Origin of the sequence: Kocuria sp. HSID17590, from assembly GCF_003989485.1 — a bacterium.
GTDB classification, from domain to species: Bacteria; Actinomycetota; Actinomycetes; order Actinomycetales; family Micrococcaceae; genus Kocuria; species Kocuria salsicia.
In genome coordinates, this window is sequence record NZ_RBMB01000016.1 from 1 (window position 1) to 19,472 (window position 19,472).

At 71.5% G+C, this 19,472-nt stretch carries 13 protein-coding genes and 1 tRNA gene; 9 read left to right on the top strand and 5 right to left on the bottom strand.

Annotation, left to right across the window (positions count from 1 at the left end; genetic code table 11):
- Nucleotides 1-119: 119 nt before the first annotated feature.
- The 4 genes from D8M39_RS07110 (at nucleotide 120) to D8M39_RS07125 (ending at nucleotide 3,573) form a co-directional block, all read left to right on the top strand.
- A complete protein-coding gene (locus D8M39_RS07110; protein WP_126874721.1) occupies nucleotides 120-866 on the top strand; it encodes a hypothetical protein in 747 nt (248 codons plus the stop codon).
- Nucleotides 867-920: 54 nt separating this feature from the next.
- A tRNA-Gln gene (locus tag D8M39_RS07115) sits at nucleotides 921-992 on the top strand.
- A gap of 64 nt (nucleotides 993-1,056) precedes the next feature.
- Nucleotides 1,057-2,532 (top strand): bifunctional UDP-N-acetylglucosamine diphosphorylase/glucosamine-1-phosphate N-acetyltransferase GlmU, encoded by a 1,476-nt coding sequence (gene glmU, locus D8M39_RS07120; protein WP_238694000.1) that lies wholly within the window; start codon nucleotides 1,057-1,059, stop codon nucleotides 2,530-2,532.
- A 60-nt stretch (nucleotides 2,533-2,592) separates the two neighbouring features.
- Nucleotides 2,593-3,573, top strand: a complete 981-nt coding sequence (locus tag D8M39_RS07125) for a ribose-phosphate diphosphokinase (protein WP_055084329.1) — start codon at nucleotides 2,593-2,595, stop codon at nucleotides 3,571-3,573.
- Nucleotides 3,574-3,793: 220 nt separating this feature from the next.
- Here D8M39_RS07125 and D8M39_RS07130 read toward each other — a convergent pair whose 3' ends face one another.
- A complete protein-coding gene (locus D8M39_RS07130; protein ID WP_126874723.1) occupies nucleotides 3,794-5,485 on the bottom strand; it encodes a GH25 family lysozyme in 1,692 nt (563 codons plus the stop codon).
- Nucleotides 5,486-5,823: 338 nt separating this feature from the next.
- Nucleotides 5,824-7,305, bottom strand: a complete 1,482-nt coding sequence (locus D8M39_RS07135; protein ID WP_094393593.1) for a sugar transferase — start codon at nucleotides 7,303-7,305, stop codon at nucleotides 5,824-5,826.
- Between the two features lie 645 nt (nucleotides 7,306-7,950).
- Between D8M39_RS07135 and D8M39_RS07140 the strand changes: the two genes are divergently transcribed.
- On the top strand, nucleotides 7,951-8,589 hold the full coding sequence (locus tag D8M39_RS07140) for a 50S ribosomal protein L25/general stress protein Ctc (protein ID WP_126874724.1): 639 nt from the start codon (nucleotides 7,951-7,953) through the stop codon (nucleotides 8,587-8,589).
- A 154-nt stretch (nucleotides 8,590-8,743) separates the two neighbouring features.
- Nucleotides 8,744-9,331 carry an aminoacyl-tRNA hydrolase gene (gene pth, locus D8M39_RS07145; protein WP_126874725.1) on the top strand — a complete coding sequence of 196 codons (588 nt, stop codon included), beginning with the start codon at nucleotides 8,744-8,746 and terminating at the stop codon, nucleotides 9,329-9,331.
- Between the two features lie 116 nt (nucleotides 9,332-9,447).
- On the opposite strand, the gene nhaA is transcribed toward pth, so the two are convergent.
- Nucleotides 9,448-10,743, bottom strand: a complete 1,296-nt coding sequence (gene nhaA / locus D8M39_RS07150) for a Na+/H+ antiporter NhaA (protein ID WP_126874726.1) — start codon at nucleotides 10,741-10,743, stop codon at nucleotides 9,448-9,450.
- A gap of 112 nt (nucleotides 10,744-10,855) precedes the next feature.
- The gene (locus D8M39_RS07155) at nucleotides 10,856-11,356 is read right to left on the bottom strand and encodes a DUF2505 domain-containing protein (RefSeq protein ID WP_094393597.1); all 501 of its coding nucleotides are present in this window, start codon (nucleotides 11,354-11,356) and stop codon (nucleotides 10,856-10,858) included.
- Between the two features lie 500 nt (nucleotides 11,357-11,856).
- On the opposite strand from D8M39_RS07155, the gene D8M39_RS07160 reads away from it, so the two are divergent.
- Together D8M39_RS07160 and D8M39_RS07165 are read left to right on the top strand one after the other, a co-directional pair.
- Nucleotides 11,857-13,509: an alpha/beta hydrolase gene (locus D8M39_RS07160; RefSeq protein WP_126874727.1), complete on the top strand. Its 1,653-nt coding sequence runs from the start codon at nucleotides 11,857-11,859 to the stop codon at nucleotides 13,507-13,509.
- A gap of 147 nt (nucleotides 13,510-13,656) precedes the next feature.
- A complete protein-coding gene (locus D8M39_RS07165; protein WP_126874728.1) occupies nucleotides 13,657-14,598 on the top strand; it encodes a sirohydrochlorin chelatase in 942 nt (313 codons plus the stop codon).
- Here D8M39_RS07165 and D8M39_RS07170 read toward each other — a convergent pair.
- On the bottom strand, nucleotides 14,571-15,407 hold the full coding sequence (locus D8M39_RS07170; RefSeq protein ID WP_126874729.1) for a uroporphyrinogen-III synthase: 837 nt from the start codon (nucleotides 15,405-15,407) through the stop codon (nucleotides 14,571-14,573). The genes D8M39_RS07165 and D8M39_RS07170 overlap by 28 nt on opposite strands.
- Before the next feature lie 236 nt (nucleotides 15,408-15,643).
- On the opposite strand from D8M39_RS07170, the gene mfd reads away from it, so the two are divergent.
- Entirely contained in the window at nucleotides 15,644-19,420 is a 3,777-nt protein-coding gene (mfd, locus tag D8M39_RS07175; RefSeq protein ID WP_126874730.1) for a transcription-repair coupling factor, read from the top strand.
- Nucleotides 19,421-19,472 lie beyond the last annotated feature (52 nt).

The following is a 19,472-nucleotide window of genomic DNA, read 5'->3' on the forward strand; positions in this document are numbered from 1 at the left end:
CTCGGGCCGCGCCGGCGGCGGGGAGGTGGCCGCGGGTCGTCGTCGGCGGCTCCGCTGGCCCGCGGCGCCGCGTGGTCCCCGGCGCCGCGCCCCGTGCGTGTCGTGGGACACTGGGTGCCATGCAGAAGACAGGTGCGGGCGCCGGACCCGCGGGAACAGTGCTGGACGAGGCGCAGGACCTCGCGGCGGCGCTCGCCGCGGTGGCGGGGCACCCGGGACCGGTGGAGATCACGATCGGCGGCGACCGCCCGGTGGGACCGCACATGGGCTCCGTGGTGCGCCGCCAGGCCGGGGAGCGGCTGCGGGCGGCCGGGGCCGAGCCGCTGCTGCTGCGCGCCCCCGTGGCCGTGGACGACGACATCCCGGACGAGGGCGTTATCGCCGCCGTGGACGACGCCCTGGACCTGTGCCGCGGCGTCGGCGCGGGCATGCTCGTCCTCGCGCTGGGCGGGGTGGCCCACCGCGGCCGCCAGCGCCAGCGCCTCTACTCCATGCTCGCCGCGCTCGCCGAGGCCGCCTCGGACCGCGGCGTGCGGCTCATGGTGCAGAACAGCACCGAGGTGGACGAGGTGGGGATGCTGCTGGCCCTGCTGGACCGCGAGCACGAGCAGGGCACCCTGGACGTCAGCGCCCCGGGCACCACCTCCCTGGCGTGGGACGTCTCGCGCTCGCGGGCCGCCGGACAGTCCGACGACGACGCCTGGGCCGTGGTGCGCCGGGCCGCCTCCCGCGCCCCGGTCCTGGTGCGCGGACTGCGCGCAGAGGACGACGCCGAGCTGCTGCGCGCCCTGCCCGGATACCGCGAGTGCCGGGCCCTGGGGAGCGTGATCACCGTGCTGACGGCGGATGACCGGATGATAAAGTGACCTCTCGTGTGCCCGCGGGCACACACGTGTGTTGCACCCCGCGGGGCGCAATGCTCCGCCATGGTGTAATTGGCAGCACACCGGCCTTTGGAGCCGTGAGTCTAGGTTCGAGTCCTAGTGGCGGAACGCACGACACATCGAGGCGCAGATGGCCCCCACCGCCTCACGAGCAACCAGAGGAGTCTGCTCCGTGAGCACCGTTGACACCGTGGAAGGTGGGGAGACCCCCGCCGCAATCATCGTCCTGGCCGCGGGCAAGGGCACCCGCATGAAGTCCAAGGTCCCCAAGATCCTGCACCCCATCGGCGGTCGCTCCATGGTGGGCCACGCGCTGAAGGTGGCCCGGGAGCTCGACCCGCAGCGCGTCGTCGCCGTGGTGCGCCACCAGCGGGACCTCGTGGCGGAGCACATCGGCGAGCTGGACGCGGACGTACTGATCGCGGACCAGTCGGACGTTCCCGGCACCGGCTCCGCCGTGGACGCCGGGCTCGGGATCCTGGACGCCGAGGCCCCCGTGAGCGGCACCGTGCTGGTGACGTACGGGGACGTCCCCCTGCTCACCGCGCAGACGCTGCGCGAGTTCACCGCCCACCACGTGGCCCACGGCAACGCCGTGACCGTGCTGAGCGCGGACCACCCGGAACCCGGCAAGTACGGCCGGATCCTGCGGGACGCGGACGGGCAGTTCACCGAGATCAAGGAGTTCAAGGACGCCACGGACGCCGAGCGCGCCGTGAGCGAGGTCAACTCCGGGATCTTCGCGTTCGACGCCGCCGTGCTGCGCGACGCCCTGTCCCGCGTGGACACGGACAACGCCCAGGCGGAGAAGTACCTCACGGACGTCCCCCGCCTGGCGCGCGAGGCCGGCCACCGCGTGGATGCGCTGAAGATGGCCGACTACATGGAGCTCGAGGGCGCCAACGACCGCGTCCAGCTCGCGGCGCTGGGCCACTACCTGAACCAGCGCACGCTCGAGCGGCACATGCGCAACGGGGTGAGCATCGTGGACCCCGCCACCACGTGGATCGACGACACCGTGGAGCTCGAGGCGGACAGCACCGTGCTGCCCGGCACCCAGCTGCACGGGCGCACCGTGGTGGGGGAGGACGCCGTCGTGGGCCCGGACACCACCCTCACGGACGTGACCGTGGGCCGCGGCGCCACCGTGGTGCGCACCCACGGCAGCGAGGCGCGCCTCGCCGCGGGCTCCAGCGTGGGGCCCTTCGCCTACCTGCGCCCGGGCACGGTCCTGGGCGAGGACGCGAAGATCGGCACGTTCGTGGAGACCAAGAAGGCCGAGATCGGCCGCGGCTCCAAGGTCCCGCACCTGTCCTACGTGGGGGACGCCACCATCGGGGAGAACTCGAACATCGGCGCCGCCTCCGTCTTCGTCAACTACGACGGCGTGGCCAAGCACCACACCACCGTGGGCAACGACGTCCGCATGGGCTCGGACAACATGTACGTGGCACCCGTGACCGTGGGGGACGGCGCCTACTCCGGCGCCGGGACCACGGTGCGCAAGGACGTCCCCGCGGGCGCCCTGGTGCTGACCGAGGGCAGGCAGGTCATCGTGGAGGGCTGGGTGCAGGAGCACCGTCCCGGCACGGCGGCCGCCCGCGCGGCGGAGGCCGCCACCCAGTCCGACCGCAACGAGCACGCCTGAGCCCGGGCGCGCGCTGCGCGAGCAAGTGATCCAGCAGGAATCCTAGGAAAGCGAGTCCACATGACCGGCATCACCAACACGGGTTCGAACCGCATGGTTCTGCTCTCGGGTCGGGCGCACCCCGAGCTCGCGCAGAACATCGCGAGCGAGCTGGGCACGGAACTGGTTCCCACGGACGCGTACGACTTCGCCAACGGCGAGACCTACGTGCGCTTCGGCGAGTCGGTGCGCGGCGCGGACGCGTTCCTCATCCAGTCCCACCCCGCTCCCATCAACCAGTGGCTGATGGAGCAGCTCATCATGCTGGACTCCCTCAAGCGGGCCTCCGCCAAGTCCATCACCGTGGTCAGCCCCTTCTACCCCTACGCCCGCCAGGACAAGAAGCACCGTGGCCGCGAGCCCATCTCCGCCCGCCTGATCGCGGACCTCTACAAGACCGCCGGGGCGGACCGCCTGATGTCCGTGGACCTGCACACCGCGCAGATCCAGGGCTTCTTCGACGGCCCGGTGGACCACCTCATGGCCATCCCGCTGCTCAGCGACTACGTGCGCTCCGTGGTGGACGTGGACAACGTCACCGTGGTCTCCCCGGACACCGGCCGCGTGCGCGTGGCCGAGCAGTGGGCCGAGCGCCTGGGCGGTGCACCGCTGGCGTTCGTGCACAAGACCCGTGACATCACCGTGCCCAACCAGGCGGTCTCGAAGGAGGTCGTGGGCAATATCGCCGGGCGCACCTGCGTGCTGATCGACGACATGATCGACACCGGCGGAACCATTGCCGGCGCCGTGCAGGTGCTCAAGGACCAGGGCGCCAAGAACGTGATCATCGCCGCGACCCACGCCGTGTTCTCCGGGCCGGCCGTGGATCGGCTGTCCTCGTGCGGTGCGGACGAGGTGGTCGTCACCGACACCCTGCCCGTGCCGCCCGAGCGACAGTTCGAGAACCTGAGGGTGCTCTCGATCGCGCCGCTGATCGCCCGGGCCATCCAGGAGGTCTTCGAGGACGGCTCGGTCACGAGCCTGTTCAACGGCCACTCCTGACGCCCAGCCGTTCCCGGCCACGGGCCGGAACCTGGAGAGCCGCCCACGTCACAGGACGAGGGCGGCTCTCTCGCGTGCTGGGCCAGGTTGCGGGGGTGGGGTCGGCCAGCCTCCGGTGCGGGGCCGGACCGGGTCCGGCGGACACGGCAACGGCGGCCCGGTGCTCCGGGCCGCCGTCGGACGGGTGTGCAGGGGGATCCGGGGAGCCCGGAGCCGGGCCTCAGATCTTGAGGACCCGCACGTGCCCGGTCTTGGTGTTGTAGCCGATCATGTAGCCCTTGGAGAAGGTCTGGCGGATCTCGTCCCCGCGGCGGTACTCGTCAGTGGTGGGGAAGCCCATGCCGCGCTCCATGCCGCCCTGGGCCCAGCGCTTGCCGATCGCGCCCTGTTCCTTGATGGCGTGCGGGCCGTTGCGGGTCGTCCATATGACCTTGGTGGTCCGGCCGTTCGGAGCGCGGAACACCTGGTACGCACCGCCGGCGAGGGAGCGTTCCTCGGTCGAGGGGAAGCCGTAGCCGTACTCGCTGCCCGCACCCAGGAACTTGGCGCCGATGCTGGACTTGTTGCGCAGCATGTGGGCCCCGGCGCCGGAGTGCCAGTAGGCGGTGCTGATCACGCCGTTGCGGGAGAACTGCTGGTACTTTCCTCCGTACCCCGCGTTGCGCTCGTTGGAGACGGGCTGGCCCCACGTGGCGGCACCGCCGGTCTTCTTGTACACGGCCCCGATGCCGCCGCTCACGCTGTAGCCGGAGGCGCGGCCGCCCAGCGGCTTGTAGGAGCTGGAGGACGCCAGGGACGCGAACTGCGCCCACGAGCCGCCGTAGACGTTGGAGTCGCCGGAGAACGGCCCGTTGTCCGTGAACTGCCAGATGTCGTGGGTGGACCAGCCGTTGGGCATCCAGCCGGGGCTGGCCACGCCGTAGGACGCGAGGTGCAGCGGGTGGTTGTTGAACTGGGCCGTGTTGCCCGTGCAGGTCTGCCACCAGTCCGTGGTGGTGTAGATGGCGGGCAGGCGCCCGGTGCGCTGCTTGTAGCGGTCCGAGAAGGACTTGATCCACGTGTTCATCTGCGCGGCGGACATGTTGTAGCACGTGTTGCCCAGGGACGAGTACGGGTTGTACTCGATGTCCAGCAGCCCGGGCAGGGTGCGCCCGTCCGCGGACCAGCCTCCGCCGTTGTTCACGAAGAAGTCCGCCTGCGCCGCTCCGGAGGACTGGGACGGCAGCGCGAAGTGGTAGCCGCCGCGGTTCATGCCCACCTCGTAGGAACCGGTGTACTGGTCGTTGAACGCCTCGGAGCGGTAGTTGATGCCCTCCGTGGTCTTCACGTACGCGAAGCGCGCGCCCGCGTTGTACTCGGCGCTCCAGTTGATGGCGGGCTGCCAGCCGGAGACGTCCATGCCCGCGATGCCCGCGGGGCGCCAGGTGCTGGCCCGGATCACCAGCGACATCGCGCCCGCCGGGCCCACGGCCGTGGTCCCGGCCGCCTGGGCGGAGGACGACGTTGCGCCCGTGGTGGGCTCCGCCGAGGCCTTTCCGGTGGCCTTGTCGGACGCCTTGCCCGACGGCGTGGCGCTGGGGGAGGCGGCGTCGGAGCCGAGCACCGTGGCCGCCACCTTCTCCACCTCCTTCTCGGAGGCGCCGGAGAGCTTGGTGGTGTCCGCCATGGACTTCAGTTTCTGGCCCATGGTGGCGCCGGGGTTCTTGTCACCGGTCTTGGGGGGAGTGGCCGGGAGCTTGGGGTCCTCGACCACCGTCGCGAGCTCCTTGGTCTCCACGGAGACCACGTCGCCCTTGGCGGGGTTGAGGTTCTCGTGCGGGTCGTCCGCCGCTGCGGCGGGCATGAGGGTGGACAGTGTCAGCACGGCGGCCGTGACGGCGGCGGGCAGGACGGATCGTCTGGGGGAGATCATGCGTGATGCCTTTACTGCGTGGGGGGAAAGCCACTCGATGGGGGAAGAGGAGTGACCTGGGGGGACGCACTAGAAAGTGTAAATGTTCACCATGAAAATCGATGTATCTTGCGTCCCCTGATTGATAACGGAGTCATTTCGGGACGGAAAAGTTTCGATTTCCGAGGCCCCGCGGCCCAAGCAGGCCCTCATGGCACTGCCGATGGCCTCGGGCGCCCTGGATGCCGTCGCGGTGCTCCGGGCGCCGTTGCGGCGGCTCGGGCGGGCCCACGACGGAGGACGCCGCCCTCCCCGTGGTGGGAGAGCGGCGTCCTCGACGGGCGGGGTGCGGGTGACGCTCAGTAGGCGCCGTCCGAGGCGAAGACCGCGCGGACGGTGCGCAGCATGATGACCAGGTCCTGGACCGGGGACCAGTTCTCCACGTAGTACAGGTCCAGGCGCACGCTCTGGTTCCAGTCCAGGTCCGAACGGCCCGAGACCTGCCACAGGCCGGTGATTCCGGGGCGGACCCGCAGCCGGCGGTAGACGTGCTGCTCGTACTTGTCCACCTCGCTGGCCAGGGGCGGGCGTGGGCCCACCAGCGACATGGTGCCGTTGAGGACGTTGATGAACTGGGGCAGCTCGTCCAGGCTGTAGCGGCGCATCCACGTTCCCGGCTTCGTCACGCGGGGGTCGTCCTTCATCTTGAAGAGCACCCCGCCCTCGGACTCGTTGGTGGCCAGCAGGGCAGCCTTGCGCTCCTCTGCGTCCACGTACATGGACCGGAACTTGAGCATGCGGAACCGGGTGCCGTCGATGCCCACGCGCTCTTGGGCGAAGAGGGCGGGCCCGCCGTCGTGCGCCCTGACCAGAACGGCCAGCCCGATCATGACCGGCGAGAGCAGCACCAGTGCGGTCAGTGAGCCCACGATGTCGATCAGGCGCTTGACGGTCTTCTTGGCGCGGGTGAACCGGGGCGTGGCCACGTGGATCAGCGGCAGACCAGCAAGCTGCTGCGTGTGGATGCGCGGCCCGGCAATGTCCGTGAGGCCGGTGTTCATGACCAGGCGGATCCGCTCGTCCGCGAGCGCCCACCCCAGGTGCCGGATCTCCGTGGTGCTCAGGGGGACGGCGGCGGCCATCACCAGGGTCTCGACGTCGTGCTCACGGCACGCCTGCACGATGCCCGAGACACTGGGGCGGTCCTGCGCCGCGAGGGCGTTGTGCGGCAGCCGCACCGAGGAGAGCGAAGCGGGGAGGCGGTGGTGGGACGTGGGCATGTAGACGGCCACGGGGTTGAAACCGGCGTCCGGACGCTCCTGCAGCTCGCCCACGAGCTCCACGGCACCGGGGAAGCGGCCCACGACCATGGTGCGGGACATGTTCTGGCCCTTGGCGCGGCGCAGGATCAGCTGGCGCCGAGCCGTCATCCGACCCGCCAGCAGCACGACGGTGCCGACCGGCAGGGCGATCAGGATGTAGCCGCGGGCCGTGGGCACGTCCAGCGCGTAGGAGGCGATTGCAATGGCCGCGAAGAGCGTGAGCGAGGCGGTGACCACCTGCTTGGCCTCCTCGGCGCCGTTGCCGATCAGCCGGACCTCGCGCGTGCCCCGCAGCTCGAGCCAGCCCCACCACACCACCGCGAGCACGAGGCCCACGAACCAGTACGGCACGGGCAGCAGCGTGTCCACGTGCAGCAGGCCCTGGAGCCAGCCGAACCGCAGCGCCTGGGCGAGACTCACCGCCAGGAGCAGCGCTACGGTGTCGTAGAGCCGCAGCTTCTGCTGGTAGCTGTGCTGCCACGAGACGTGCCTGTGCTTGTGCTGTGCTTTTTGGAACACGGTCGACGAACCTTCCCCCAGAACCGTTCGACGGCGAGACACCCCACGCGCTCGCTCAGATGCGTTGACCGAGTCAGAGGCGGCCCCGCACCACGGTGTTCATCTCCCCCGAGATTTACGCCCGCTAAGCACCGAATATACTCTCCCACGTGGGCGGATACTGCCGAAATGCATGATTCGGTACGCAATTGTGGACATCTGACAGGGCGGGATCGCGGGGTTCGTGGCCCGGTTGGGGGTCACGTGCCTCCGAGTGGGGGACACGGCCGCGGCGGGTGCCTGCACCCCGGCTGGAGCCCGCGCCCCGCCGTCTCCACGGCGCGAGGGCGGCGCACGTGTGCAGGCCCTGCGGAGGGCGACGACGGCGGTCCCCGCGGCAGCGGGGGAGGGGCCCGTGGGCGGCGGGCGCGCGTCGTCGTCGTGGTAGTGTGGGCAGGTTGCCAAGGCGAGGGGGTAGGACCCTGCCCCGTTATCGACGACGGCCTGTGGATCCTGATCCGCCACCCCGGTGAACACGTCCCGGGGAGCGCGAGTGGGGTGCCGCACCACGTCGATCGGAAGTCGTTCGGACACGCGGTGCGAGAGCACCGGAGCCCCGAACGGTCCGAGGTGACCATCCGGACCCACGATCGAAGGAGACCCACCATGGTGGACGTCATCACCATCCCCGCGACGCTGCGCACCGAGTTCGGCAAGGGCTACGCCCGCCGCGTGCGCGCCAACGACCAGATCCCCGCCGTGATCTACGGCCACGGCGCCGAGCCGCTGCACGTGATCCTGCCGGGTCACGAGATGATGCTCGCGTCCCGCAACCCCAACGCCGTGCTCGAGATTAACGTGGACGGCGAGGGCCACCTGGCCATGATCAAGGAGGTGCAGCGCCACGCGGTGCGCCCCGAGATCCTGCACATCGACCTGCTGACCGTGCGCCGCGGCGAGCGCGTCGAGGTCGAGGTTCCCCTGTCCGTCGCGGGCGAGGTCGCCCCGACCGCCGTCCACAACCTCGAGGAGAACGTGCTCCTGATCGAGGCGGACGCCCTGAAGGTGCCCGAGCACTTCGAGATCGACATCGAGGGCCGCGAGCCCGGCGAGCACATCTACGCCGCGGACGTCACCCTGCCCTCCGGCGTCACGCTGGTTTCCGATCCGGAGCTGCTGGTCGTCAACGTCTCCGAGCCGGTCGAGCAGGACCTCGGCGAGGAGCCGGAGACCGACGAGGAGTCCGAGGAGTCCGAGGGCGAGGGCTCCGAGGAGGCCGCCGAGCAGTCCGAGGACAACGAGTAGGAACCACCCGTTCGTCGCGCCCGCCAGGGTGCGGCACGGCCCGTGCGGCGGCAGGCACCCTGGTGTGTCTGCCGCCGTTCGGCGTTGCGGGGCCCCGCACCACTCTGGCGGTGCCCGGCCCTGCCGCACAGCGTTCGAGGAGAGGGAGGACGAGATGACGGACCGCACCCTGGTGGTGGGACTGGGCAACCCCGGCGACGCGTACGCCGGAACACGCCACAACATCGGAGCGATGGTCGTGGCCGAGCTCGCGGGGCGGGCGGGGGAGAAGCTGTCCGCGCACAAGGCCCGGGCCGCCGTGGCCGAGACGCGGATGCGCCCCGGGTCGCCGCGGCTCGTGCTCGCGCAGCCGCTGAGCTACATGAACGTCTCCGGCGGGCCGGTGAGCGCGCTGGCGAAGTACTACTCCCTGGGCCTGGAGGACCTCGTGGTGGTGCACGACGACGTCGACCTCCCGTTCGGCGCCGTCAAGCTCAAGCGCGGCGGGGGCGAGGGCGGACACAACGGCCTGCGGGACATCACCAAGGCCATGGGCGGCCGGGACTACGTGCGGGTGCGGGTGGGGGTGGGGCGGCCCCCGGGACGGATGGACACCGCGGACTACGTGCTCAAGCGCTTCTCCGGCGCCCAGGCGAAGGAGCTGCCCCTTCTGGTCTCCGACGCCGCGGACGCCGTCGAGATGCTCACCGAACAGGGCCTCACCGAGGCGCAGCAGCACTTCCACGCGCGCAACCCGGCCTGAGCGGGCGACGTCTCGCCATTGCCCGCCTGCAAAAACTGAGCAGGTGCACTCTGGGGTCTCCAGATGTGCACCTGCTCAGTTTCTGCAGGGGTGGGCGGGCACGCCCCGCCCTGCGGTCAGTCCAGGGTGTCGGGGTCGTTGCCCGCCGCGCGCATCGCCTTGTACTTGGCGTTGCGCGGTGCCATGAACGCCGCACCGATCGCGGCCGCCAGGAGGGAGCCGCACAGGATGCCCACCTTGGCGTGGTCGCTGTGGGGGCTGCCCTCGCCGAAGCTGAGCTCAGCGACCAGCAGAGACACGGTGAAGCCGATGCCGGCCACGAACGTCATGCCGAGCATGTCGAGCCAGGTGTAGTCCTTGTCCTTCTCCGCGGACGTGAAGCGGTCCATCAGCCACGCGGCCCCGAAGATGCCCAGGGGCTTGCCGAGCACCAGACCGGCCACGATGCCCAGGGCCACAGGGTCCATGGCGGCGTCCTTGATGCCGCTGAGACCGCCCACGGCCACGCCGGCCGAGAAGAACGCGAAGACCGGGATGATCACGCCGTTGGACAGCGGACGGAAGCGGTGCTCCAGGGTGGGGGCCAGGCCCAGCCGGGGGTCCTCCTCGCGGATGATGCGCGGCTTCTCCTTGAGCACGGGGACCATGAAGCCCAGCAGCACGCCCGCGATCGTGGCGTGGATGCCGGACTCGTAGACGAGCCACCAGGTCACCAGCCCGATGGGCAGAAGGATGACCCACGCCGCCCAGTGCTTGTCCATGAACCAGGTCATGTACTTGTGGGTGAGGAACCAGAACAGGGCGAGCAGCACGGCCGCGCCGATCAGGAACGGGAACTTGACGCTCTCCGTGTACACGAACGCGATGATCGCGATGGCAATGAGGTCGTCCACGACCGCCAGCGTGAGCAAAAACGTGCGCATGGCCACGGGGAGGGACGAGCCCACCACGGCCAGCGCGGAGACGGCGAACGCGATGTCCGTGGCGGTGGGGATCGCCCAGCCGTGCAGTGCCGTGGGCTCACCGCCGGAGGCGAGGTTGACCCCCAGGAAGATCAGCGCGGGCACCAGCACACCGCCGGCGGCCGCCACCACGGGCAGGATCGCCTTGCGGATGTTGTGCAGCTCGCCGTCCACGAACTCGGCCTTGAGCTCCAGGCCGGTCAGGAAGAAGAACACCGCGAGCAGCCCGTCCGCGGCCCAGTGCCCCACGGTGTGCTGCAGCCCGGCCACCTCGCCGGGGCCCACCTCGGCGTCGCGCAGCCCGAAGTAGAAGTCACTCCAGGGGGAGTTGGCCAGCACCAGGGCGAGCACCATGGCGATCAGCAGGAAGAGGCCGCCTGTGGTGTCCTTGCGGAGGAAATCCATGACGGATCCGCCGGATTCGGAGGACGTCTGCGTGTCCGTACTCACAACAAAAAGCTCCCGTCGCGTGGTTCGGTCGTGAACCGCGATCGTCGTGTCGAATGGAAAGGGGTCGGGCCGCGCCGTGTGCGCAGCCCGACCGTCCTGTCAGTGGTGGGTCTCAGCCCTTGGAGATCCACGCCTCGGCCTCGCGGGCCTGCAGGGTGAGCGCCTTGCCGATGTAGGGCTCTGCCGCGGCGGCGATCTTCTTGCCGACCAGCGGGATGTTGGCCTGGACCTCGCCGGTGACGTCCACCGAGGTCTCGTTCTCGCCGAGCGGCTTGATGCTCTGCTGGGCGGTGGCGCCCACGGGCAGCCCGCCGGCCTTGATCTCGGTGCGCACGGTGCGCGAGCCGTCCGCCGCGGGGGCGTCGTAGGTGTCCACCTGGGTCAGCTTCACGCCGCCCTTCACGAACTTCTGCACGACGTCCGGCAGCTTGTCCGCGCCCATGCTGCGCACCGTGGTGGCCGTGAACGCGGTGGAGGTGTCCCCGTTGACCTCGAAGGACTCGAGCTCGGTGCCGGCACGGTCGCTGACGTGGCGGACGAAGGCCTCGTCCACGAACGTCTTCAGGACGGTGTCCACGGGGGCCTTGATGGTGGTGGATGCGTTGACGGACATGGTGCTCCTTCTGTGTGGGTGCAGGGGCCTGGGCGCCGCGCGGACCGGGGTCGCCGCGGTGCGGTGCCCCAATCCTAGTCACCGGTTGGCGACGATGTGTCGACCGGAGGGGGTGACGACGCATCGCCCGGTTCCCACCGTGGGGTACCCGTGGGAGGGAGAACCCCGGCGCGCACGACCCCGCGCACCGCCCGGCCCATGAACCGCTGGAGAGAGGGGACCCCGGACGGGGAACGCCGAGGGAGCGCGTGTGGCCCGAAGAAGGGGCAGGAAATCCGCGTTCGAGGCGGGTCCGTGCCTCCGGGCGTGTCTAGACTTGCCGGTGGACGGGCCGCGGGAGCGGCGCCGTCCGGCGTGACCGTCGGGGGACGGAAGCGCGGGAAGGGCCGAGAACGCACCCGATCCGCAGCGTTGGGGAGAACGCTGAGCGGGTGGCACCCGGTCTACAGGAAGATCGCGGGGGATGGGACCCCTTGATCGGCAGCCAGGGGGAGAACACCATGCACACGACTGAACACACCCGTGCGTCCGGCCACCCGACGGCCGGTGACTCCGGGGTGGGGGAACCGCGCTTCACAGTGCGCACCACGGCCGCGGGGGCGTCCGCTCACCGGGGCGAGGCACTACAGGACCACCTGGGTGCCGAGGCAGACGTTGACACCGTTCCTTACCCCACCACCGACACCGACCCCGACTGCGAGAACCAGCCCGCCGGGCTCTCAGGCGCCGCCACGTGGGCAGAAGCGGGGGAGGTGATCGTCCCAGTGGTCATCCACACCCCGGAGAACGGTCGCGCGAGGGCCCTCGTGGTGCTCGTGCCCGGCGCGGGAATCGATTTCGTATCCGCCTACGACGAGATGCGCCAGCTGGCCATGCTGCTGGTGGGCGCCGGGTACTGCGTGGAGTGCCGCGGAGTGGGGGAGTCCCACGGGCTGCGGCCGGACGACGACGTCGTCGCCGTGTGGGAGCACGACGTCCTCACAGCGACGGAGCGCGCGATGTCCCTGTGCGGCCTGGCGCACCGGCCGGTGTACGGGATCGGCCACGGGCTTGGTGCTTCCCTGCTCAGCGCGCTCGCCCGGAGGACGGATCGTTTCGAGCGCGTGATCGCATGGGAGCCTCGTAGCGGCGCAGCGTTCGTGGACCGGGGGCGATGGCTGCACCGCGACGGGTTCCCGGCACTGGCTGAGGCCGAGAAGCAGCGCGGCGAGGTCGGCGGCGTCGACCTCCCCGGGCTGTGGCTCACGGAGGAGCAGGCCACGGCGCTGCGGAGCCTCTCCGCGCCGGAGACCGACGGAGGGCGCGTGCAGATCCATCGCGGCCGATCCGGGCGGCGTCCCGGCGGCCCCGTGCGCTACGACGTCCTCGAGGAGCTGCTCTGGGCACTTCCCCGGCCGGTTCTGGCGCCCCTTGGGGGCACTGGTCGCGGTGCGGTGCATCATGAGTTCACAGGGGAGAACGGGCGACGGTGCGTCGAGATGGTCCTGGACGGCACGGGTTCGGACGGTCGACGTCCCACCGGCGTTCTCACCGGGCCGGTCCGCGCGATCTCCACGCCAACCGGGACGGTCGAGCCCGAGGCCGGCGGGGAGCCGCAGCACCCGGTGGTGTTGTTCACCTCCGGCGGGGATCTTGCGCGTGACGGGGCTGGTCTCTGGCCGAGGCTCGCCCGACGACTGGCGGCACGCGGCATCGTGAGCCTGCGAGCGGACGGCGACCGGGCGGGAGAGCGCGTCCCGTTGTGGGCCAAGCCGGTCCCGGACCCGCGCGGGGAGCGTCAGGTGCTTGCGGTGAGACAGCAGCTCGAGTGGCTCGTACGACGCTTCGACCGGGACGTGCTCGTGGTGGCCACCGGTGCGGGGGCTCCCGCGAGCGTCGACGCGGCGCGTTGCATGTCCGGTTCGGTAGTGCGGGGTCTGGTACTCGTGGCCGCCACGGAGGACGGCGCCGCGGCGCTCGTCCAGCGCGCCGTCGCCGGCACCCGGGCCGTGGGCGGGGCGCCTTTCGCGGATCGTCTCCCGCGCGGTCTCTCGCGACGACGACGCCGCACCACGGCACCCCTGCGCACTCTGCCGAGCGGCGATCCGTACGCCCTTGCGAGGGCCACGCGGGAGCGCCTGCGGAACGAGGTGGACGTGGCTCTGGGGCTCTGACCGGGGCGGGCCTTTGTGCCCGTGGACCGCCGCCCCGACCGCGCATGGCGCCCCGTGGCGTGGCTCGTGCGGCGCCAGCGCGCCGTGGACCGCAGCGTGGGGTACACGGACGCCATGCGGCGCTGACCCAGGCCGGTCGGCGGCACAATGGACCGTGTGAGCACATCCAACGGTCCCACCCCCGTCCTCCTCGCGTGCGCGCACGGCACCCGTGACCCCGCGGGCCAGAGCGCCGTCGCCGCGCTCGTCGCCGCGGTGCGCACGGCACTGCCCGACGTCACGGTGGTGGACACCTGGGTGGACGTCCAGGAGCCGGACCTCGCGGCCCGCACCGCGGAGTTGGCCGGGCACGACGCCGTGGTGGTCCCGCTGCTGCTCTCCGCCGGCTACCACGTGTTCGTGGACATGGCCCGCGCGGTGAAGGGCACTCCCCGGCACCGGGTGGCGGCCGCGCTCGGCCCGGACAGCGGCCTCGCCCGGATCATGGCCCGCAGGCTCGCGGAGGCGGTTCGCGACAGCGGCGGGCCCGCCGCGGGCCCGTCGGACAGGATCGTGATGGTCGCCGCCGGATCCTCGGACCCCCGCGCGGGCGAGGACTGCGAACGCACCGCAAACCTGCTCGCTGAGGAGCTGGGCCTGCCGGTCACCCCGGCCTACCTCTCCGCGGCGCACCCCACCCTGCCGGAGGCCGTGGCGCAGGCCCGGCACGAGCTGGGCACCCCGCCGGAGGACCGGGCCGGGAACGACGCGGCGGAGCGGCGTCGCGAACCCGGGAGCCCGGAGGCGCCGACCGAGTCAGAGGCCCGGGCGACCGCCGCGGGTGACGACGCCGCCGTCCTGCCCCCGTGTTCCGCACCTCCCGCACACGAATCCACCGGATCCGCGACGTCGCGCTCCGGGAACGACGCCGCCGCGGGTCGGGTGCTCGTCGTGCCGTACCTGTTGGCCCCCGGGTTCTTCCACGGCCGGGCGCTCGCCGCGGGGGCGGACGTGACCGCCGAGCCCCTGCTCGTGGCCGGGGGTGAGGTGCCGCCGGAGCTCGTCGAGCTCGTGGTCGAGCACTACCGGGAGGCGGCCGCCGTCGCGTGATCGCACACGGCCTTGACCATCGCCCCGAGGCGGAAGCGTTCGGGGACCACGGCGTTCGTGATGCCGGCCTCCTCGAGCGGCTGCACGCAGACCGGGCCGATCGCCACGGCGGTGCAGCGGCCCTCCCGCAGCGAGGCCACGACGTCGTCGCGGCAGGCCGCCGCGCTGGCGGCGTCGAGCACCGCGTCCACTGCGGGGGCGGCCGTGAACGTCACGTAGTCCACGTCCCCGGCCGCGATCTCGCGCACGAGCAGGGACAGCCGTGAGCCCTCGTCCGCGGACTCCCAGCGGTAGGGGGCGACCACGCGCACGTCCAGTCCGGCGGATCGCTGCCGCTCGAGCTGCTCCTCGTCCGCGGTGCCGTGCAGCTGGACGGTGACGGTGCCGGGGGCCCCCGCCTCGAGCACGCGGTCCACGAGCTCAGCGGTGCGCCCGGAGGAGCCCGTGTACGCGCACGGGATCTCGAGCGCCTGCAGCTGACCCTTCGCCTTGGCGCCGCGCGCGTACACCGTGCTCGCGCGCAGGGCCGCGAGCAGCTCCTCACGCAGGCCGTGCTCCTCGGCGACGGCGAGCCAGCGCTTGACCCCGTAGCCCGTGGTCACCAGCACGGTGCCCGGCGCGGAGGCGACGGTCTCGCGGACGGCGGCCACGACGTCGTCGTCCTCGTCCGTGGGCGTGATCTTCAGCGCCGGGGCGTACTGGACGCGCGCGCCGTGCCGCTCGAACGCGCCGCCCTGTTCCTGGGCGCGGCGGTGCGCGGTCACGGCCACGGTGAGTCCGGTCAGGGCGTGGGGCTGGGACGTCGTCATGTCCTCAGGGTACGAGCCGACGACGGGTGGCCGCGCCGCTGTGCGTGTCGGGGGTCGCGAGTAGGCTGAAACGCGATCAGAGGGTCGGCCCCGGCGGTTGCACCACGGCCCGGCGCACCGCCCTGTCCTCGACCCCTCGTTACTTTTTCTCGGCACGGGTCTGGCGGCGGCGCCGCCCACAGTCCCTGCCCATCCCGTCCTCCCATCCCGTCGACTCACCCAGGAGCCCGCCCCACATGTCCCTGACCGGTCTGCTCACCGCACTGTCCGAGGACCGCGGTTTCGCCAACATCCGTACGCAGGCGTCACGCACCCTCGCGGAGCGCTCGGCGGAGACGATCATCAGCGCCACGGACGGGTTGCGCGCCCCCGTGCTCGCGCAGATCGCGAGCGGCCTGGAGCAGGCGCGCGGAGCTGTCTCCGGCGGGGCGGCGTCGAACGGTTCGTCGTCTGACGGCGCGGCTGCGCCGGTGCTGCTCGCCGTGACCGCCACCGGGCGCGAGGCGGAGCAGGTGCAGGCCGCGCTCGAGTCCTACCTGCCGGCCGGGAGCATTGCGAACTTCCCGTCCTGGGAGACGCTGCCGCACGAGCGGCTCTCCCCGCGCTCGGACACGGTGGGCCAGCGCCTGGGCGTGCTGCGCCGACTCGCCCACCCGGACGCCACCGCGGAGCCCCTGCGCGTGGTCGTGGCCCCGGTGCGCTCGGTGCTGCAGCCGGTGGTCGCCGGGCTCGGCGAGATGGAGCCCGTGACGCTGCGCACGGGGCGGGACTACGACTTCCAGGGGCTCGTGAAGGACCTCGCCGCCGCCGCGTACGCGCGCGTGGACATGGTCACCAAGCGCGGAGAGTTCGCGGTGCGCGGCGGGATCGTGGACGTCTTCCCGCCCACCGAGGACCACCCCGTGCGCCTGGAGTTCTTCGGGGACGAGCTGGACGAGATGCGCTGGTTCGCCGTCGCGGACCAGCGCACGCTCACGGACGCGGCCCACCCGAGCGTCGTCGTGGCCCCGCCCTGCCGCGAGCTGCTCGTGACGCCGTCCGTCCAGTCGCGCGCCGCCAAGCTCAAGGAGCAGCTGCCCGGTGGCCGCGAGATGCTGGAGCGCATTGCCGGGGGGCAGTACGTGGAGGGCATGGAGTCCCTCGCGCCGCTGCTCGCGGACGACATGGTCCAGGTGCTGTCCCTGCTGCCGGAGGGCTCCATGACCGTGGTGCTGGAACCGGAGAAGGTCCGGGCCCGCGCGCACGACCTCGTGGCCACCAACGAGGAGTTCCTCATGGCCGCGTGGGAGTCCGCGTCCGGCGGCAACGACGCGCCCCTGGACCTGAACACCGCGCTGGACACGGACGACGGCGCCACCCGCTCCCTGTCCTCCGGCTCCTTCCACACGATTGCCGAGGTGCGCGAGCTCGCCCTGGACCGCTCGGTGGGCTGGTGGTCCGTCACGGGGCTCAACGTCAACGCCGTGACCGCCTCCCAGGTCGACGCGGACACCCCCGAGGAGGAGGTCCACCTCGCGGACACGGACGCCGACACCCTCACCGTGGGTGGCCGCGAGCCCACGCGGTTCTCGGGCGACGTCGAGGCGATGCTGAGCTTTCTCGCGGAGCGGGTGCGCGAGGAGTGGCGCGTGGTGCTCGTGACGGACGGGCCCGGGCCCCTGCAGCGGCTGAGCGAGCTGCTGCACGGCGAGGAGATCCCCGCGGCGCGCTACGAGACCCTCACCGAGACCCCGCAGCCGGGGCTCGTGGAGCTGACGACGGCGCGCGCGGGCTGCGGCTTCGTGCTCGAGGCCACCCGCACCGCCCTGCTGACCGAGGCGGACGTGCTCGGCCGGGCGAGCACCTACGACACCCGCGCCGAGCGCAAGCTCCCGCAGCGGCGCAAGCGCAACCAGGTGGACCCCCTGGCCCTGCAGAAGGGCGACTACGTGGTGCACGAGCAGCACGGCATCGGCCAGTTCGTGGAGCTCATCCAGCGCCCGATCGCCGGTGCGATGACCGCCCCGGGCCAGCCCAAGCCCGTGCGCGAGTACCTGGTGCTGGACTACGCGCCGTCCAAGCGCAACGGCCCGCGGGACCGGCTGTTCGTGCCCACGGACCAGCTCGACCAGGTGAGCAGCTACGTGGGCGGTGAGGCGCCGTCGCTGTCCAAGATGGGCGGCGCGGACTGGAGCAAGACCAAGCGCAGCGCCAAGAAGGCCGTCAAGGAGATCGCGAACGAGCTGATCCGGCTGTACTCGGCGCGGATGGCCTCCAAGGGGCACGCGTTCGGCCCGGACACCCCCTGGCAGCGCGAGCTGGAGCAGGCGTTCCCGTACATCGAGACCCCGGACCAGCTGACCACGATCGACGAGGTCAAGGCGGACATGGAACGGCCCATTCCCATGGACCGGCTGATCTCCGGGGACGTGGGCTACGGCAAGACCGAGGTGGCGGTGCGCGCGGCGTTCAAGGCCGTGCAGGACGGCAAGCAGGTGGCGGTGCTCGTGCCCACCACGCTGCTCGCCCAGCAGCACACCGAGACCTTTGCCGAGCGCTTCTCGGGCTTCCCCGTGCGCCTGGCCACCCTCTCGCGCTTCCAGAGCGCGAAGGAGTCCAAGGCCACCATGGAGGGTCTGCGCAGCGGCGCGGTGGACGTGGTGATCGGCACGCACCGGCTGCTGAGCAAGGAGATGCAGTTCAAGAACCTGGGGCTCGTGATCATCGACGAGGAGCAGCGCTTCGGCGTGGAGCACAAGGAGAAGCTCAAGGCCATGCGCACGGACGTGGACGTGCTGGCGATGTCCGCCACGCCCATCCCGCGCACGCTGGAGATGTCCATGACGGGCATCCGGGAGACCTCCACGCTGGCCACCCCGCCGGAGGAGCGCCACCCGGTGCTCACGTACGTGGGGCCCTACACCAACAAGCAGGTCTCCGCCGCCGTGCGCCGCGAACTCATGCGCGAGGGGCAGGTCTTCTTCATCCACAACCGGGTGTCGACCATCGAGGCGCGGGCCAAGGAACTCGCGGAGCTCGTGCCGGAGGCGCGGATCGCCGTGGCCCACGGCCAGATGAGCGAGTCCCGCCTGGAGCAGATCATCGTGGACTTCTGGGAGAAGAAGTTCGACGTGCTGATCTGCACCACCATCGTGGAGACCGGCCTGGACATTGCCAACGCGAACACGCTGATCGTGGACCACGCGGACCGCTACGGGCTCTCGCAGCTGCACCAGCTGCGCGGTCGCGTGGGCCGCGGCCGTGAGCGGGCCTACGCCTACTTCCTGTACCCGGCGGAGAAGCCGCTGAGCGAGACCGCGCTGGAGCGGCTCAAGGCCGTGGCCGCCCACAACGAGCTCGGCTCCGGCATGCAGCTGGCCATGAAGGACCTCGAGATCCGCGGCGCCGGCAACCTGCTGGGCGGCGAGCAGTCCGGGCACATCGCCGGCGTGGGCTTCGACATGTACCTGCGTCTCGTGGGCGAAGCCGTGGCCGAGTACCGCGGGGACCAAGAGACCGGGCCCGCGGAGATGAAGATCGAGCTGCCCGTCAACGCGCACCTGCCGCACGACTACGTGCCGGGGGAGCGGCTGCGCCTGGAGGCCTACCGCACCCTGGCCAACGCCGCCACGGAGCAGGCCGTCGTGGAGGCCGCGGAGGAGCTCGAGGACCGCTACGGTCCCGTGCCCACCCCGGTCGCCAACCTCCTGGAGGTCGCCCGGCTGCGGATCCGCGCCCGTGCCGCGGGCCTCACGGACGTGGCCACGCAGGGGAACATGATCCGCTTCTCGCCCGCGGACCTCACCGAGTCCCGCGAGATGCGCCTGCAGCGCCTCTACCCGGGCTCCCAGGTCCGCCCCGTGCCGGGCACCGACGCGCGCATGGTGCTGATCCCCAAGCCCAAGACGGCTCGGATCGGCGGCAAGGACCTCGTGGACGGGGACATCCTCGCCTGGTCGCGGGAGGTGCTGGACGCGGTCTTCCCGGTGCTCGAGACGGCGGGGTCCGGTTCCGAGGCCGGACCCGCTTCCTAGCGATGTCGGGGGACGACGACGCCGCGCGGCCGAGCAGGTTCTGTCTGCCGGC

Excerpts from the sequence above, each read along its gene's own strand:
- D8M39_RS07165 (WP_126874728.1), top strand. The coding sequence starts at position 13,657 with ATGGACCGTGTGAGCACATCCAACGGTCCCACCCCCGTCCTCCTCGCG.
- D8M39_RS07160 (WP_126874727.1), top strand. The coding sequence starts at position 11,857 with ATGCACACGACTGAACACACCCGTGCGTCCGGCCACCCGACGGCCGGT.
- D8M39_RS07125 (WP_055084329.1), top strand. The coding sequence starts at position 2,593 with ATGACCGGCATCACCAACACGGGTTCGAACCGCATGGTTCTGCTCTCG.
- D8M39_RS07110 (WP_126874721.1), top strand. The coding sequence starts at position 120 with ATGCAGAAGACAGGTGCGGGCGCCGGACCCGCGGGAACAGTGCTGGAC.
- D8M39_RS07170 (WP_126874729.1), bottom strand. The coding sequence starts at position 15,407 with ATGACGACGTCCCAGCCCCACGCCCTGACCGGACTCACCGTGGCCGTG.
- D8M39_RS07130 (WP_126874723.1), bottom strand. The coding sequence starts at position 5,485 with ATGATCTCCCCCAGACGATCCGTCCTGCCCGCCGCCGTCACGGCCGCC.
- mfd (WP_126874730.1), top strand. The coding sequence starts at position 15,644 with ATGTCCCTGACCGGTCTGCTCACCGCACTGTCCGAGGACCGCGGTTTC.
- D8M39_RS07140 (WP_126874724.1), top strand. The coding sequence starts at position 7,951 with ATGGTGGACGTCATCACCATCCCCGCGACGCTGCGCACCGAGTTCGGC.
- D8M39_RS07155 (WP_094393597.1), bottom strand. The coding sequence starts at position 11,356 with ATGTCCGTCAACGCATCCACCACCATCAAGGCCCCCGTGGACACCGTC.
- pth (WP_126874725.1), top strand. The coding sequence starts at position 8,744 with ATGACGGACCGCACCCTGGTGGTGGGACTGGGCAACCCCGGCGACGCG.